Genomic DNA, 18150 nt, shown 5'->3' with positions numbered 1-18150 from the left:
TAAGCATTTAAACTGATCTTTTTACAGCATACTTTTGATGCCCATTTCTAAGCCGCGCAATTCGGCGAGGCCTTTTAGGCGGCCAATTATATTGTAACCCGGATAAGTGTTTCTATTGTAATCATCAAGCAGCTTGTGACCGTGATCTGGACGCATGGGTATTGCTATATCAGTACGGCCAGCTGCAACACGTTTTAATTGCTCTAAAATAACGTTCTCCATTACTGCAGCCATATCTGTACTACCGCTTAAATGCTCAGCTTCATAAAAGCTTCCATCAGGTTCGCGCTGCACATTCCGCAGGTGTAAAAAATGAATGTGGCTGCCTAGCCTTGCTACCATGCCTGGTAAATCATTTTGCTGGTTTGCGCCCAATGATCCGGTACAAAAAGTAATGCCGTTACTTGGCGACGGTGCAAAGTTTACAACATCCAGCAAGTCGCTCTCTGTACAAACCACCCGTGGCAAACCTAATATCGGAAATGGAGGGTCATCAGGATGTATACACATTTTAATACCTACTTCTTCGGCAGTTGGAATTATAGCCCTTAGAAAGTAGGCTAGGTTTTCTTTTAGCTTTTTGCTGTCAACATTTGCATAACGCCTTAGGTGCTGCTTGAATTCACTAACTGTGAAAACATCATCGGTGCCTGGCAAGCCCGCCATAATGGTATTGCTGAGCAACTGTATGTCACTTGCAGTACATGCGTCTAAATACTTCCTTGCATACGCCTGTTGTTCTTTGGATGTGTAAATGAACGCCTCTGCCCTTTCTAAAATATATAAATCAAACGCAGTAAGTGCTGTCGAATCGTACCGTAAGGCGCTGGCATTGTTGGGTAATCTGAAGTCTAAATGAGTACGCGTCCAGTCAAGCACCGGCATAAAATTATAGCACACTACTTTAAGGCCATGAGCAGCAAGGTTTTTTAGTGACTTTTTATAACGCTCAATATACTTGTCTCTGTCAGGCTCCCCCACTTTTATACTTTCATGCACATTTACGCTTTCAACTACAGACCAATTTAAACCAGATGCTTCAATCATACGCTTCCGGTTCTCAATTTCATCCATTGTCCACTCATCACCACAAGGTATATGATGCAGTGCGGTTACGATCCCTGTTGCTCCCGTTTGTTTGATGTCGGCTAAAGTAACCTCATCATTGGGGCCAAACCATCTGAAAGTCTGTTCTAAATTCTGCATTATATCTTTAAAGTAAGTGCCTGCAACTTACGGATGCTTAATCATTAACCCTCATGGTATAATTATCAAAACTACATGCCGAAAGTAGCATGTACAATAATGCAGTACAGCGATACACTGATACAATTACCCTGCACATTTGTACGATATACCTTTTCATAAACGTATGTGTTAGGCTACATTTACCTTACCAATTGTAAAACATGCGATTCTTAAAATTTGCGCTTTTAACTTGCTCGTTCATTCATTTGTGCGCCTATGTTCATGCAACTAATTATTATGTAAATAGTAAAGCAGGTGATGATACAAACAGCGGCACAACAAAAGACCAGGCTTGGAAAGGTCTCACTAATCTGCAGAAAGATCATTTCTTACCTGGCGACAGCATTTTATTTGCCAAGGGTTCGACCTATACCGGTGGGTTTATTTTTACCAGTTCGGGAACTGCCGCTAAACCTATTGTTTTTTCGGCCTACAGTGTCGGTGCCGACATAATACTTAAAACACCACGTACAGAGCTAACACCATACTTCGAAAAATATGGCGCTGGTCCGCCGCCTTCATTTACTAATCCAACTTGGGAAACTTTAAACGGAAACATCTTTCGGATAGAGGCCAGTTACATCGTTATAGATGGCTTGTACTTTCATGACAACACCAACCCTCCCGGGTCTGACAAAAACAACAAGAATGTGCAGAAAATGGGCGCTGTTTACCTTGCTTTAAATACACGCTATAACACCGTTAAAAATTGTGAATTTTTTCATACTCCGGTTGCCGTAAAGGTAAAGGGCACGCATAATCTAATAACTCGTAACTACATGCACGATGCCAGCGAGATGATGGCTTACTCATGGGGACCTATCGCCATTATGGTCGTGTCAGGCCACAACGAAATTTCACACAACCGTATAGAAAATTATGGCGCTTATGGAGGGCCTTACGGGTCTGACGGCGGAGTGGTAGAACTTGATGGCGTTGATGATGATTTTAAAGCCAGCAACATAAATATTCATCATAACATTTCTGTTAATAACCATGGCTTTCTAGAAATTGCTGCTCGCAATGTAGATAGCGTTACAGTTGCCTATAATCTGAGCGATGACAAAAACCAGTTTATTGGCGGTGGTGGCTATAAGGTTAATGTATTTAACAATACCGTTGTACGTACACGTGAGCCAAACGTAGACCGGTATATATTTTGGACGTTTAATCCGGAGCTTACGTTTTATAATGTACGAAACAACATCTTCTACATCTCGCCAGATTTGGGTGTTTTCGGCCCGGTAAAAAAAGTCACCGGGCATGTACGCGTTTCCATTGGTCAGCATCCGCGTAGTAATAATCTGTATTATTCGCCGGGTAATAAAAATCCGGTAGGTATTAAGCCTGATAACAGTGATTTAATTGCCGACCCGAAATTTATAGACATTACAAACCGCAACTTCAGGCTTACGCCTAGCAGTCCGGCAAAGGGACAAGGCGCAAGATTAGGTTACCAACATGATTTGGATGGTTATCCGGTGTCTGCAAAAAAGCCGGGATTAGGCGCGTATGAATTTCCAATAAACTAAACCTCAATACAATTATGGGCAAAATTTTAGTTATCGGCAGTTCAAATACCGATATGACCATCCTAACCAGCCGGTTCCCTAAACCTGGCGAAACGATAATTGGTGGAACATTTCTACTTAATGCCGGTGGCAAAGGCGCTAACCAGGCGGTAGCAGCGGCGCGTTTAGGGGCCGAAGTAACTTTAATTACCAAATTAGGTAACGATGTTTTTGGTGAAACAGCTTTAAAGAATTTCAATGAGGAAGCTATTAATACATCGCACGTAATTATCGACCCACAAAACGCTTCCGGAACGGCATTGATAACCGTTAACAGTTCTGGCGAAAATACGATAGTAGTTGCTCCAGGTGCGAATGACTATTTAAAGCCTAATGATATCGGCAACTTGCCATACCTGCTTAGCATAAACGACATATTACTAATGCAACTTGAAGTTCCGTTGGATACAGTTGTACATGCTGTACAAACTGCCAAAGCGTTGGGTCGAAGGGTTATTCTTAACCCAGCCCCGGCCACCTCACTGCCCGATGAGCTCTTAAAAGATCTTTTCACGATTACGCCAAACGAAACCGAAGCGCAGCTTATCACGGGCATGGAAGTTACAGATGAGGCCACTGCAAAACAATGTGCACATGAATTAATGAAACGGGGGGTGCATAATGTAGTTATTACGTTGGGCAGTAAAGGAGCTTGGCTTAGTACTGATGAGCACGACTTGCTCATACCAGCACCAAGTGTAAACGCGGTTGATACCACTGCTGCCGGAGATGTTTTTAACGGCGCCCTTGCCCATTGTCTTTCCTTACAATCAAACTTCGTCAATGCTGTTGAATATGCATGCAAAGCAGCAGCTATTTCGGTAACACGTATTGGCGCACAAGCTTCAGCCCCTTGGGCAAAAGAAATTAATTGAACTAAACCTTATCACTATTATGTTTATTGTTGAAAGTTACCCAATCGCCATCATTTTTTGCTTTATTACTATGGTCTGTTGGGGTTCATGGGCCAACATGCAAAAGCTCAATTCCACTTCCTGGCGTTTTGAGCTCTTTTATTGGGACTATGTTATAGGGATTATGCTATTCTCAGTTTTATTAGCATTCACGGCCGGCAGCAATGGCGATATGGGGCGGCATTTCTTAGACGATCTACGTCAGGCCGATCAGAAAAATCTTATCTCAGCTTTTACGGGCGGTGTACTTTTTAACTTAGCTAATATTATGCTGGTAGCCGCAATTGCCATTGCAGGCATGTCAGTGGCTTTTCCAACGGGTATTGGTATTGCGCTTATGCTGGGGGTAATTGTTAATTACCTTGCAAGGCCCGAAGGCAATCCCTATATATTATTTACAGGTGTAATGCTAATTGCCGCAGCTATACTGCTCAATGCCAACGCCTATAAGCAGCTTCATAAAAACACAGCAAATTTTTCCATAAAAGGACTAATCATTGCCATTATCGCCGGCGTTTTGTTAGGTTTCTTTTATAAGTATGTAGCTGTATCAATGGCCACTAACGCGGTAAACCCGGAAACTGGCAAACTAACTCCTTATACAGCACTCGTTTTTTTTGCAATCGGAATTTTTACCAGCAACTTCATTTTTAACAGCTTTATTATGTACCGCCCTTTTGCAGGCACACCAATAAAATGGAACGCCTGGTTTAAAGGCTCCGCTAAAGATCATGCTATGGGCATTATTGGCGGTGTGATTTGGAATATCGGGATGGCACTTAATATACTGGCAGCCGGCAAGGCTAGTCCGGCTGTTTCTTACGGACTCGGGCAAGGCGCAACGGTAATTGCCGCAATATGGGGCATATTTATCTGGAAAGAATTTAAAAACGCCGAGCGTAAAACCAATATTCAGCTCTACATTATGCTGGGCTTGTATGTATTCGGTATTATTTTGTTAATAACAGCACGAAACTAAATCTTACAAAATGAATAAGATTTCACGTAAAAACTTCATAAAAAATTGTTCGGCCACGTTAGGTTTGCTTTCGGTTGGTTTGCCAGATGTTTTAGGAGCTCCAAAGGCTAAACAAATACCATTCTATACAGGGAATAAGGAACAAGGAAACAATAGCACAAAAACAAGGGGCTCGTGGGTCAGGGTTGGGCAAAGTGCGGCTGGCGACGTTAAGCTAAGCAACTGTGTGATAGTTGTAAATAATAAAGAGCATACCGCCGTAAGGCAGGCAGCCCAATTTTTAACAGATGATATTGCAAAAATAAGCGGCTACAAACCACCTATTTTGTCACAAAAAGACGAAAGTAAAGTTAACGTTATCTTATCAACATTTGGGAGCGGCAGCTTACCGTCTCAGATCAGTTCGAGTAAGCTTAAAGGCAAAAAAGAAGCTTACCAAATAGTTACCCATAACAATGAAGTTTGGCTTATTGGAGCTGATTTTAGAGGAACAGCGTATGCCGCATACCATTTAAGCGAGCGCTTAGGTATTGATCCGCTTTATTTATGGACAGGTTATCAGGCTTTAAAAAACACCAACCTTACATTAAAAAGCACAAATCATTACGAAGCGCCGCCAACTGTGAAATACCGCGGCTTTTTTCATGATGACGAGGATGTGCTGCCACGGCCGTTTGATCGGTATGGGTTTCCCCTACGTATAGGCGATGTGCCTTTAAAGTGGTATCAAAACTTTTTTGAAACGGCCTTGCGTTTACGAATGAATATGGTGGCACCTTATGTGCGAGTGCACCGCCGCTATGAAGTACAAAAGTGCGCCAGCGACTGGGGCTTGTATTTCACCTCCCATCATTACGACATATTGCTTTCAAATCCGTTTGGTATAGAGCGCTTTAAACTCGCCGAAAGACGAGGCGTTAATACCGACTGGGACTGGTTTAAAAGCAAGGATAACATGATAAGGTACTGGCGTGGCGGGGTTGAAGAAAACAAAGGCGTTAATGCCATTTGGCCGGTAGGTTTGCGCGGCACGGACGACCATGCCTATGAGTTTCCGAAAGATACGACCGAAAAAGAGCAAGCTAAGGTATTTAGAGAAGCGATTGATGCTCAGGTTAAAATTGTAAGAGAATTGGCTCCGGCAAATGACCCTCCTGCCTTTCATTTTACGCTCTACACCGAGATGCTAGAAAAATATAAGAAACACCCTGAAGATTTTAACGTGCCCGACGATGTAATTTTGGTTTGGCCAGACAACAACGACGGGGTAATGAGAGATTTACCATCTGGTACCGACAAGTGGAAACACGGAGTTTATTACCATTTGGCTTACTACGGCGGCCCACCTACAAAGCAAGGCACTCATGTTGTTACGCCGGAACGTGTCGCAGAACAGTTTAAACGAATTGTTGATGCCGGCGCCACAGAATTTATGCTGGTAAATGTATCTGAATTGCGTGAGCATGTTATGGAAGGCCGTATGATAGCTGACATTTGCTGGAACGCTGCCGCAGTGCTCAATAAGCCTGAGCCTCATAAAGCTTATTTAAAGTGGTGGGTTGATGAGTACTTTGCAAGCACTACCGATAGCCAAAGTATTATGCACTGTTATGACCAGTACTATTCGTTAATAAACGGTTCAGACAAGACCTACTTTGGAGCTGTACAATTCGAGTCTATTTTAGAATTACTGCATAAACGTTTTACGCATCAAACTTACAACCAGCCCGATCAGGTAAAAGTGAATGAGCTTAGGCGCAGAAACGCACAATATGAGTCGGTTATTAACACGATCAACACATTGTTACCAACCTTAAATCGTGAAGAAAAGCAATTCTTTTTTGAGCATGTTGAATTTGGCTTAAGGGTAGACCAACGGCCTACACAAGCTGCTTTGATGTTATTGAATGCTTTGCATGAGCCAGATGAAAATAAGGCCTGGAATATCATTGCAGATGCTGCGGTACCGCTAGAAAAATTAGAAGTGGAGATCTTAAGAGCTGAACGACCACCATTCGACAAATGGTATATACCAACTTGGATTAAAACGCCCGCAGCTCCGTTTAACATACACCGTTCTTATACACAAATACGAGAATTTATAAGTTGCAACGGCACGCAAACTCCTATAAACCCTAAACCCAATCTAGGGCATAATATTGAAGGCGCTAAGCTTTGGACTGAATATTTAGAGGCGTCTGATCGTATAAAGGCTACTTACTAATAAATCAAAAAAGGCTTATTCAAATGAATAAGCCTTTTTTGATTGTGATTAGGTAGGTAGAAAGTCAAGTATTAGCTTATGGATTTAGCAGAACCAATGCTACTGAGTTGCCCTCCAGCTTCAAAGGCATATTAAGAGTTGCCGCATAGTTATACGCCTGGTCTGAAGAGGATTTAAGCGAAGTTTGCGTAGGATTGCTGTAAATGTTATTATTCTTAGAATCGATCATATAAACTTTTGCATTTACCTTACCATTAAAAGCACTTTGTGGTATGTTGTTTATTTGCACATTAACCTCTTGGTCGCCAACAAACGAGGTATAGTTGTAATTCCATACCAAAACAGCAATGCCCTTGTTGTTGCCCATTGCGGCCAACGCGTTAATACCCAAGCCCTGGGCATTAAGTTTACTCGCGGTTGCTTTCACCCTCGTGCCTCTCGCTGTAACTTCCCGGCCAAACACCATTGCATAACCATAGGGATTGGGATAGGCATTGGTCAAATCGGCCAGTTCGCTTTTGTGCAAAATATCGGCATGATTGATACACCAGTTAAATACACGGTCAGCTCCTCCCTCGTATAAATAAAATGCTTTCGCTATTTGTGCGGGAGCCCATGCTGTCATGATTTGGGCCTGGTTCCATACGGTTGGAATAAAGTTGCCTCCGGCCAGGCCATACTCGGTTACAAACACCTGTCTGGCATTTATTCCTTTGGAGGCCATAGCTGCAATAATTTGTGGCTTTGCAGTTTCAAAAAGCTTAGGATTACTTTGTTCTGTGTAGCAATTCATGCTAAAAAAATCTAACCTTTTACTGGCGTCAGCATCAGCCGCATAAAACGTTAAAAATTGGTTAGTGTATGACACCAACTCACTAAAAGTAGTTGTACTGGTAAATGCGCCGTTACTAAGCATAATACGGTTGGCACCCGTTAAGCCTAACTCAATGTTGGCAGCGTTAATAGCTTTGTAATAATCTTTGTACACTTCATAATAGTCGGCCGCGCTCTCGCCGTTATAATCTGGCTCGTTACCTGCCTGTATGTATTTTATTTTAGGAAATTTGTTCTTGTAATAGATTACCGTTTGCTTAATAAAGTTTTGAAATGCGGTCCCCTTGCCATTACCTGGCAGCGGAAAAGTTGCAGACGGCGTATAAGCCGTTAAGGCAATAAGCAGTGAGTCGGCACAGGTTGAATAATAAGCCAACGAAGTTTCGGCGCCAACGTTTCCATCGTATTTGTAATTATACCCTTCTTTGTTTATAGTTCTCAAAGCCAACCAAGTACGTATAGTTTTGTGATTTAACGCTTGCAGCCAAATGCGTGCTTTCTCGCCCGGCAGCGCCGATGTAGTTGAGTGCACATTAGCCTGTTCCAATCGCATTACATCGCCCTGGGTTTGGCTACAATCAACCGTTATAGCTGTATTCAAATTACTTGCGGGAGCATTACTGCTGGTTTCTACAGGTGTTGGCGGCATAATTCCCGGCCGTTTGGAGCAGGCCGAAATTATCCCAACCATCAAAAAAATAATAAGGAGGTTATTCAATTTCTTCATAACAAGGGTTGTTTCTAATTAGCACTGTATTTTTTAGCATCAAATAATGCTTTCTGCACACCATAATATGCCGGTTTCCGGTTATAGCTCTCGTCGTATAAAAGCGGATACTGCCCAAAACGCCATCCTGGATCGTTGTTATCTCTTACACCCCAAAGTGAAATCAAGCTAACGCCGGCCTCAACTGCGGCTTTAACAGCATTGTAGTAATCAGTCTTTTGTTGGTCGGCAAGGGCAAGGGTCCAGGGCTGTAAGGCATTATTAATTTTAGGGGCTATAATATCCAGCTCCGTTAAATGTACTTGTACATTGGTAGCTTTAAACTTCTCAATAGTTTTCTTAAACAGCTCATAACCACCGCCAATTCCACTGCCTAAGTTGTAATGCGCTTGTATGCCCACAACATCTACCGGATAGCCTTTGGCCTTTAGGTGTCTCAATAATTGGTAATACGCTTTGTGCTTGGTATAATAGGCTGATGCAGAAGTATTGTATTCGAAATCATGATCACGCAGTTCGAGCAAAGCTTGGGTCATTTGCCTGCTGTACATAAAAGCTTTACCAATAAAAACCGGATGCTTTAGGTTAATCTTATCTGTACCGGTTAAGCCCGATGCATCGTCTTCCCAGCCCATGTCGTTCCATTTCATATTTACGTAGGTACCATCATTACTAAATACTTCATTGGCTACCCCCCATACATCCACTTTTGATTTGTTATCATTGGTTTCCATAAACTCCTTTACTAATCCTTTCAGAAGGCCATCCATTTCAGCGGGTGTAAAAGTTCCGTTCTTAAACCAATCGGGCATATAGCCGTTAGGACCAACTATTAATTGTGCAAAAACCTTATTGTAGTGCGCCTTACTCCAATTTATTACTGCATTAACGTCGTTAAAATCCGATCCTCCATCTCGTTTCCAGCGAGTGCCTCCCCATGAGGCCTGACCAAAATTGAATTCATTATCGCAAATTTGCTTGTATATGCCGTTTGGCGAGCCATCATTAACCACACCGTGCGTAATACCATTACCATAGCTAATTAAACTACCGAATAAGACATTCTTAGCTTTGGCTAAATCCTTAAGACTGCCCGTTGTAATCGCTTCAGACCTTGTGTCAGCATAAAAAGTATCAATAGCCGTTGCCGGTATGTAAGCGGTGCGGTATTGTAATGCAGTAGCCAATTCACCAGGTTTCACATTCAATAACTTGCTGGTGTCCTTTCCCTGAGCAGCCTTTACACGCCGTTGCACGTTATTATTGTCAGTATAAATCACCTCGTTAAAAAGTTCGGCGCCTGCGCTACCCCAATAAATGGTTGCATTGCCGTTTTCATAAAATATATCCTTTATTGGCCGGTTGGCCAAGGTATGCGCATAATTTGGTCCTAACGCAGTTGCTGTAATTTTTATAGGCACTGAAGTGTTGGCCTTATTGTCGTAAGTAATTACTTCAAAACTGTAAGTACCTTCTTCAAGCGGACCGATGATCGTACTTACAGTATCGTTAGCCGAAGCAACATGAATTGGTATTTCTATGAAATTGCTACGGTTGTTCCAGTAGATTTTAGCTCTAACGGCGGCCGTGTTGGAAACGTTGAACTTTAACTGCAGCCTTTTGTACCCAGAGTAGGCATTTACGCTGTTAGCAGCACTTATGTATTCTCTTTTATCGCTCGCATCAAACATCTCTTTATCCTTACAGGCATAAATACCTGATATAATTATACTTATGACGAGTACGCGAACTAAAGTATTATGTAATGTCTTCATTGTGATTAATTAATGGTTATAGTCCTAATGCGCCTTTCCAGGTAGTGGCTACTCTGATACCGTCAACAGTGGCACTTAAAACACCATCCGATTGCCTGATAACCACATCGTTTAAGCTGGTTGGTGCAGTGCCGGTTGCAGAAAGTATAGTTGGAGAGGCAGGCTCTACATCTGTTACAGCACCGTCTACCACATACATAGCAGTAGTTTTGGCGGCGAAATCATATTTAATGACTACCAAATAAGTGTTGTTATATTTATAACTTCCGGTGCCGTACTGAACCGTGGTGTTCTTGCCCACGCCAAACACCAGTTTCCCTGTGCCATCATCCTTAGCATAAAAACGATTAAAAAAGCCACCGGCTGCATCTCTAAGCGCAAAAAAGAAATCACCAGCACCGGCCTCAGTAACGTTGACTAACAACGCAGCATATAAGTTGCCGCTGTTTTTAGGCGCAAATGTTCGGGCAATGTCTTCTCTCGAAAAATCTCCGTGTTGAATGGTTACCGCGCCACCAATATTAGAACTGCCATAACCTGTGTACGAAAGGCCTTGAGGCACATAAATAACTGGGATTGCCGCCGGTGCAGAATAAGCTACCCAATCTCCAGTTAAACGGGCTATAAAGTCGGATGCCCCACCGTAATTGAAGTTTTCATTCAACAAAGGCACTTCGGGCACGTAAGGTATGTTACCGTCTTCAGCACCGCTTACGTTAATGCTAACATCATTCATGCCGGCTAAACTGTGCACAATGGCACCTGTAATACTTTGATTTTGGCCCATTGCCGGGCTAAACTTCACATAAACAGTCACCGATTTGTTGTTCACGTCGGCCGTTAAAAAGGAACTATAAGTAGTGTTATCGGTAGATATTTTAAAGCCGGCGGGTGCTGTAATGGAAACAACTCCACTTAAATTTTTACCAGAAAGTGTATAAGACTTTGCATCAGATAGCGTATTCACTTTAACAGAACCAAAGTTGCCAAGTGTAGCAACCGAAGTAGTCATTTCAGGGGTAACCCAGTTATTGCCTCTCATAGTTAAGGTGGTACTTAAGTTGAGATCGTTTAGCACAGCACTACCGGTGGCCGACATAATTCTGAATACTATTGTCTTGCTATCATCAAAATTATGTGCGGACTGCACAGTAAACGATGCTGTTGTAGCGCCTTGTGGTAAATCTAAGGTTATGAGTCCCTCTTTAGCAGAAGGACTGGTATTGTAAGTTGTATTAGCTGCTGTACCGCTTGCCTCAACCTTTATAACCAGGGAGCTTGCTTTATCAAGAGGACGTGCAATTTTAACTGTTACAGGAAACGGATCTGCATTATCTTTCTCAATGGTAAACGCGGTACTGCTAAAGCTTGCACGTGATGGTATTTTGAGCTCGTCCTGCTCCTTTTTTTTACACGAGCTTATTATCATGAAGCAGGTAAGCAAGCATATTCCAAACAAGGCTGTTAAACACCTGCCGGCTCGTATAGTGAGTATTGTACTCATACTTTTTATCGGTTTAGATGAATGTGATCTTATAAATTATCTGTGTCAGATACATTAATATTAAAGGCCTACGGCTTGCTTCCACGATGTGGCTACACGTATACCGTCCATTGTTGTGGTTAAAACGCCGGTATTTTGTCTGATAATAATGTTGATTAGCGATGCCGGGCCAGCACCAACATTTGTAGTGGCATCAGCAACCGCAGGTTCGATTAAAGGTGGTGCAGACGACAAGATGTACAGTGACGATATGCCTGAAGCAAAGTCATATTTAGTAACCAACAGGTAGGTTTGGCCATATTCATAAGCCGTGGTTGAATAAGAAGTGGTAGCTGATGATTTTGCTATACCTAAGTTTAGCTTACCGCCGTTATCCTTTACATAAATACGGTTGAAATAAGCCGCAGCAGGATCACGCCATGAAGTATAAAAATCTCCTGCAGCCGGCGAAGATGCAAAATTAACCAGTTGGCTTGTATACAGTACGCCGTCGCTTTGAGCCGTAAAGCTACGGCTGTAATCTTCTCTTGAACCGGCACCATTTTCAGATATTACAGCACCGCCCTTTCCAGAGCCAACGTAACCCGGAAAGGTTAAGCCAGCGGTAATATACCTGGCCGGATTAACCGTGCCCGAAAATAAAGTCCAATTACCGCTGCTCAAATCCTTTAGGTTACCGGCGGTTGAACCATATTCAAAATCATCTTTCATAATCAGCACACCTGCCGCCGCATTGCCATATTCGACCCCAATTACGTTAACTACCACGTCTGGCAGCGTGCCTGATGAATGCGTTATTGTACCTGATATACCTTGGTTGCTGCCTGTATTGGGTACAAATCTGGCGTACACGGGCACAGGGCTGGCATTGGCTGTTGCAAACGGAATGGAAACCGTATTAGTGAATGTTATATTGTTTAAGGACACCTGGAAGTTGGCAGACGCTGTAATTGTAACATCAGCACTTAGCTTGACGCCAGAAACAGTGTACATAGACGAAGCAGAGGCTGTTGTGGTAATTACATTACCAAAGCTTGGCAGATCTGTAACCGAAGTACCAATAGACGGCAGTATAATAGGCTTGCCCTTAATATTAATTACAGCAGAAGCATTCGTGCTTGAAACTATGACACCACCCTTTGCAGAGGTTATTTTGAACACTAATGTCCGGTCGCCTTCAAAATTGTCGGCGGATGCTACCTGAAAGGTTGCCTCTGTAGCACCCTTTGCTAACTTCATTTCTATACCAGTGGCAGCAAGAGAGGGCGTTACAACATATTCAGAAGCGTCAGCAGTGCTGGAATTGTCTACGGTAATAACTGCCGTTGCATCCTCTTCTAAAGGTAATGACAACGGTAATCTCACGGTTAACGGCTCCAAAGCGTTGCGCTCAATCGTATAGGCGCTCTCACTAAATCTTATAGTGGCGGTATTTACAGGTACGTCGAACTTGTTTTTTTGGCAGCCCGAAAAGAGTATGCAGATTAACGCTATCATGCAAACAGTAGCATATTCAAGCTTCATCAACTTAAAGTTTTTTAAACTCATGGTTTTAATGTTTTATGATTGGCCCTTTGTTACCAACCAGGGTTTTGAGTTAGATCAACTGATTTGTTAACTTCTGATTGCGGTATGGGCCATAAGTACCATTTCGGCGCAACAAATACCGGCGTACGTATGTCAATCCGCTCATAAGTATATCCATTGCCAACCTTTGTTATCCTCATGCCGTGCAGGGTTTTGTTCGAGATGTTCTCTGCAATTTTCCAACGCCTTACGTCCCAGTAGCGGTGTTCTTCAATAGCCAGCTCAACCCTTCTTTCATTTTGGATGAGCACACGCATATCTTCTTTACTCATTCCGGCAGTTAATCCATACATACCGTCGGCACCTGCATTAATACCGGCTCGGCGACGGATGGCCACAATTTGCGTATAGGCCGTATTGATATCACCGCTTTCGTTAGCGGCTTCGGCATAATTAAGCAGTATTTCGGCGTAACGTATTAGCGGAAAGCAACGCTCAGTGGTAGACGATGTGGCACTTGCAATAGTGTTTTCATCCAAAAATTTGCGTAAAAAATAGCCCGTTTTAGTAAGTGGAAAGCCATCCTGTGCTGCATTTACATAGGTATTTACCGGTGATATGGCTTTGTTTGTACCCAATCTTAGCCCCTGATTAAACAGTATGGTGTAATTTAATCGTGGATCACGGTTGGCATAGGGGTCAGCCGGATTGTAAGTTGGATCGGTTGCAATAGGTTTACCATTTTTGGTTCCGAATGCATCAACTAATTCCTGGTAAGGGTAAGCACTGCCGCTGCCCGCTCTTGAAGGCGGATCCCAAATGGCCTCAAGCGTGCGGTTGTTTCCGGCCATAGCAGCTAATATGTATTCTGTGTTTTTACGGAGCGTAAACACCTTTTGAAAGCCGTAACCAGGGGCCGGTGTAGATAATTCTAAAAGCTGGTACTGGTTTAAGTTAATTACATCTAAAGCGGCCTGTGCGGCTTTATTCCAGCGCTGGGCATCAAACGTTGTGTAACCCAATACACCGTCCATCTCTGGGCGGGCATTAAATAAAGGACTTGCCGCATATAATAATAGCCTCGATTTAAGCGCCAAGCAAGCACCACGGGTAATACGTCCGTAGTCTAAGCCATTTTGCGTAAGCGGCAACTGGTTTGCTGCAGCGTTGCACTCCGATTCGATATAGTTTACACAAGCTTCAAAAGTTGCTCGTTTGCCTGGTACATCATCTGTTGCTTCATAAACGGCATCTCCTATCAACGGAACACCGCCATAATGTTTAAGCATGATGAAATAATACCAGGCACGCAGAAAGCGCGCTTCACCGGCCAGCTTGTTACGCAAGCCTGGCGATAGTGGTGTTTCGGGCAGGTGTTTTAAAAACACATTTACCCGTCTTATATTGGCGTAGCTGGTTACCCAAGCATCGGTAGGTATGTTAATCGCACTTACCGCACCGGTTTGAAAGATAACGTTATAAGCAGTGGCTGCCAGTAAAGAGCCTTCAACCTCATCTGTTATGCTGTATACTCCCACACTACTGCCAAACCTCCTAGGGTCTGCGCTGAACCCGATATCACTATAAATCCGTGTAAGGAATTGTATGGTACGCGTACTGTCAGAAAACGTTTTTTCTTCGTTCAGATCGGTTGTTTTAACCTGATCTAACACACCGCCTTTTTTACAAGAGGCTATAGCTAACACGGCAAATAGTGTAAGCAAAATCGTGTACTTATTTTTCATTTCCATAAGTTTTGAGGGATTAAAAGCCAATCTGCAGTCCGAGGTTAAATACTTTTTGTACAGGATATGTTCCGGCGCTGCCGTTACTGGCTACCTCCGGATCCTGAGAGTACAAGTCGAAATTTGCCCATGTAATGAGATCATATCCGCTCAGGTAAAGCCGTGCTGTGCTCACGCGTAACTTTGTTAGCCATCTTTTTGGAATCGTGTATCCCAAATCAACCGACTTTAGCCGAACGTATTTAGCATTCACCAGCCAGAACGACGAAAGGTTGGATGGACTGCTCGGGCCAGCCAAATTACTGCTTAGCCTGGGGTACGTAGCAGTTGTTGCTGTTGCAGGCGTCCACCTTCCTAAAGCCGATTCCTGCAAATTTCCCTGAAACGGTATAACACCGGCTGTTGCTATACGGTAGCTATAGTCGAAACTTCCCTGAAAGAGTACATTTACGCTAAAGCCGCCGTAGCCTAAGCCAAACGTTGCACCCAGCACAGTTTGCGGAAGATTAGGTTTACCTATAGCCCTGTAATCTTGCTGGTCTATCACGCCGTCGTTGTTCATGTCTTCATATTTCAAATCGCCGGGCTGGGTATCAGCAAGGTGTGCGTAATTATTAATTTCATCCTGAGTTTGGAAGAAGCCCAACGCATTATAACCAAACCCCTGTCCTATGGGCAAACCGGTTTTGGCCAGGTATGCGTACCTTGGAGGCGCTTCGCCCTGATCGATAATCTTGTTTTTTGAGAATGAGAAAGTAAATGAGGTGGAATAATCAAATTTGCCGGCTTTATCGCTATACCTGATCTGTCCGTCATACCCTCTTTTTTCGGTGACAGCAGAATTGGTGTAAGGGAGTTTTACGCCTATAACCTGCAATACATTCTCTCTCTGGTACAACTGATCGTACCTGCGTTCAAAGAAATAATCGGCAGTTATAGAGAGCTTGCTTCGCAAAAACTGTGCATCGAAACCGATGTCCGTTTGACGGGCTTTTTCCCAGGTAATGTTTAGGTTACCCAACGTGCCTTCCTCTATACCTATGGCTGTGTTTGATGTTTCGCCAAAATTATATCCAGTGCCGGTTACATATATCTGCTCGGTTTTGTATGTACGGTCGCGGGTAATGTCAGATCCTACCAACCCTACAGATCCCCTGATTTTCAGCAGGTCTAAGAATTTAATGTGCTTTTTGATAAAAGGCTCTTCTGAAATATTCCACCCAACCGAAACGGCCGGAAAAAAGCCCATCGACTTATCGCCAACAAACTCGCTGGTACCGTTATATGCACCGCTAAAGTCAATCAGGTAACGTTGTTTATAGTTGTAATCGGCTCTAAAAGTTAAACCTTGTGATGAAACCGGAGCATATTCTTGCACAGCTGTAATACCTGTGGCACTATTATAAGATGCTGCCGTGGCTGAATTTAAATTATAAAGCACCAACCCGCTAATGCGATGGTCTCCAAAGGACCTGTTGTAGTCTAGCCGGGCAAGGGTATTAATAGTTTTGTTGGATATGCTGTTGTTAGCCGTACTAGCCAGCGTTAATGGTTCTAAACGGTATAGGCCGTTACTATGTATGGTGTAAGTGTTGTTAACCGGATTGTAATAAGACGCCGGTATATTGCTGCGATAAAGGCTCCGGTCGTAAGAAACGTCGCCAGCATAAGCTATACGCCCGGTTACCGACAAACCCTTGGTTAAAAAATCGAGCTTATGGCTGGCATTCACTAATATGTTAAATTCATTGCGATAGGTTTTATCGTAGCCTTGCAAAGCCAAACGACCAATTAAACTGGTTTCATAAAACGACGGCCTTGATCGGAATGCCCATGGATAACTGCCGTCAGGGTTCAGTAAAGGTTCGGCATAAGGCGGCAGGCGTTGAAAGCTGTATATAGTGCTTAATGGTGCAGTAGTAATGTGGGGCTCGGTTATGGTTCCAATACGGCCGCTTACGTCTAAACGTAACGTCAGGTCCTTAGTGGCCTGCATATCTAAATTCGACCGGAAATTGTACCGCTGATATTTATAATTATTTTGCGGCGCATCGGTTCCCTTACTGAAATCTCTCAGCAAGCCGTTTTGCGTTAATTGCCCGGCAGACAAGAAATACTTCACACGCTCGTTCCCGCCCGAAACGTCTACGTTATTACGCATTTGGTAAGCACTATTCTTAAAAACAGCGTTGTACCAGTCGACATCGGGATGCCCGTAAGGATCGTCACCAACGCGCCAATGTTCAAGGTCTTCGTCGGTAAATTCGGTTGCAAGTCCGTCATTTCTTAATGCCTCATTCCTTAAGAGTGCCACGCTGTAAGCATTTAGGAATTTAGGGTTGTTTACCGCCTGCTGCAACCCCGATTCGGTATTAAAGTTTACGCGTGCTTTGCCAATTTTACCCCGGCGGGTTGTAATTACCAATACGCCGTTTGCACCTTTTATACCGAACACAGCTGTGGTTGATGCATCTTTTAACACAGTGAACGATTCAATTTCATTAGCATCTAATTGCGCCACCTGGTCATAAGTGTATTCTACGTCATCAACCATAATCAGCGGCTTTTGCGATTCTGAGGACAACGAGTTTACACCTCTGATAAAAAATTCGGCCCCGGTGCGCCCTGGCTGCCCAGACCGTTGCTGAGACACAAAACCAGGCGCACGGCCGGCCAGCGTATTCTGAATATTGGCGGTGGGTGTATTGCGAATATCAGCGGCAGATACGCTACTGGCCGCGCCTGTGTTGGTTAATTTGGTTTTAGTGCCGTAGCCTACAACTACTACATCCTCCAGGCCTTTGGCGTCATCTTTGAGCGTTATAGTAACATTTGTACGTCCGGCTAAATTTAGCTCCTGAGTAACGTAGCCAATTGAAGTAAAGATTAATATTTTGGAATTGCCTCTTAAAGTGATTTGAAAAAGGCCACGCTCATTGGTAGTGGTACCGTTTCCTTTTGAATCTTTTTCCAATACTGTTACGCCGGGTACAGGCCCTAAATTATCTTTCACCGTTCCGCGAACGATTGTTTGTGCGTATAACAGGCACGGAGACAAGCCTAATACAAGCAGAAATATTTGTAGTATTTTCTTCATATCAA

At 43.4% G+C, this 18150-nt stretch carries 11 protein-coding genes; 4 read left to right on the top strand and 7 right to left on the bottom strand.

Annotated elements, in window-relative coordinates; all coding sequences use genetic code 11:
• Positions 1-21 precede the first annotated feature (21 nt).
• Positions 22-1206 (bottom strand): mannonate dehydratase, encoded by a 1185-nt coding sequence (gene uxuA / locus ABDD94_RS10355; protein ID WP_345955803.1) that lies wholly within the window; start codon positions 1204-1206, stop codon positions 22-24.
• A gap of 203 nt (positions 1207-1409) precedes the next feature.
• Here uxuA and ABDD94_RS10350 point away from each other — a divergent pair, with 203 nt between their 5' ends.
• The 4 genes from ABDD94_RS10350 to ABDD94_RS10335 are packed head-to-tail and all read left to right on the top strand — an operon-like array spanning position 1410 to position 6936.
• Positions 1410-2780, top strand: a complete 1371-nt coding sequence (locus ABDD94_RS10350; protein WP_345955802.1) for a hypothetical protein — start codon at positions 1410-1412, stop codon at positions 2778-2780.
• A 14-nt stretch (positions 2781-2794) separates the two neighbouring features.
• Positions 2795-3694 carry a ribokinase gene (gene rbsK / locus ABDD94_RS10345; RefSeq protein ID WP_345955801.1) on the top strand — a complete coding sequence of 300 codons (900 nt, stop codon included), beginning with the start codon at positions 2795-2797 and terminating at the stop codon, positions 3692-3694.
• Positions 3695-3713: 19 nt separating this feature from the next.
• Complete coding sequence (locus tag ABDD94_RS10340; protein WP_345955800.1) at positions 3714-4712, top strand: GRP family sugar transporter; 999 nt, start codon at positions 3714-3716, stop codon at positions 4710-4712.
• Positions 4713-4722: 10 nt separating this feature from the next.
• Entirely contained in the window at positions 4723-6936 is a 2214-nt protein-coding gene (locus ABDD94_RS10335) for a glycosyl hydrolase 115 family protein (RefSeq protein ID WP_345955799.1), read from the top strand.
• Between the two features lie 76 nt (positions 6937-7012).
• Here the strand turns inward: ABDD94_RS10335 and ABDD94_RS10330 are convergent, their stop codons facing one another.
• Genes ABDD94_RS10330 through ABDD94_RS10305 form a run of 6 tightly spaced genes read right to left on the bottom strand, consistent with a single transcriptional unit; the run spans position 7013 to position 18145 of the window.
• Positions 7013-8497, bottom strand: coding sequence for a hypothetical protein (locus ABDD94_RS10330; RefSeq protein ID WP_345955798.1), 1485 nt, complete (start codon positions 8495-8497; stop codon positions 7013-7015).
• Positions 8498-8511: 14 nt separating this feature from the next.
• A complete protein-coding gene (locus ABDD94_RS10325; protein WP_345955797.1) occupies positions 8512-10272 on the bottom strand; it encodes a DUF4998 domain-containing protein in 1761 nt (586 codons plus the stop codon).
• Between the two features lie 16 nt (positions 10273-10288).
• Positions 10289-11776 (bottom strand): hypothetical protein, encoded by a 1488-nt coding sequence (locus tag ABDD94_RS10320; RefSeq protein ID WP_345955796.1) that lies wholly within the window; start codon positions 11774-11776, stop codon positions 10289-10291.
• A gap of 60 nt (positions 11777-11836) precedes the next feature.
• Positions 11837-13324: a hypothetical protein gene (locus ABDD94_RS10315; RefSeq protein WP_345955794.1), complete on the bottom strand. Its 1488-nt coding sequence runs from the start codon at positions 13322-13324 to the stop codon at positions 11837-11839.
• A gap of 29 nt (positions 13325-13353) precedes the next feature.
• Positions 13354-15048 carry a RagB/SusD family nutrient uptake outer membrane protein gene (locus ABDD94_RS10310; RefSeq protein WP_352432895.1) on the bottom strand — a complete coding sequence of 565 codons (1695 nt, stop codon included), beginning with the start codon at positions 15046-15048 and terminating at the stop codon, positions 13354-13356.
• 19 nt (positions 15049-15067) lie between these two features.
• Complete coding sequence (locus tag ABDD94_RS10305) at positions 15068-18145, bottom strand: TonB-dependent receptor (RefSeq protein WP_345955792.1); 3078 nt, start codon at positions 18143-18145, stop codon at positions 15068-15070.
• Positions 18146-18150: the final 5 nt, after the last annotated feature.

It is taken from the genome of Mucilaginibacter sp. PAMB04168, assembly GCF_039634365.2.
In the GTDB taxonomy this organism is placed as follows: Bacteria; Bacteroidota; Bacteroidia; order Sphingobacteriales; family Sphingobacteriaceae; genus Mucilaginibacter.
Note: the sequence above shows the minus strand (reverse complement) of the source record. Positions and strands in the feature narration are given on the sequence as shown.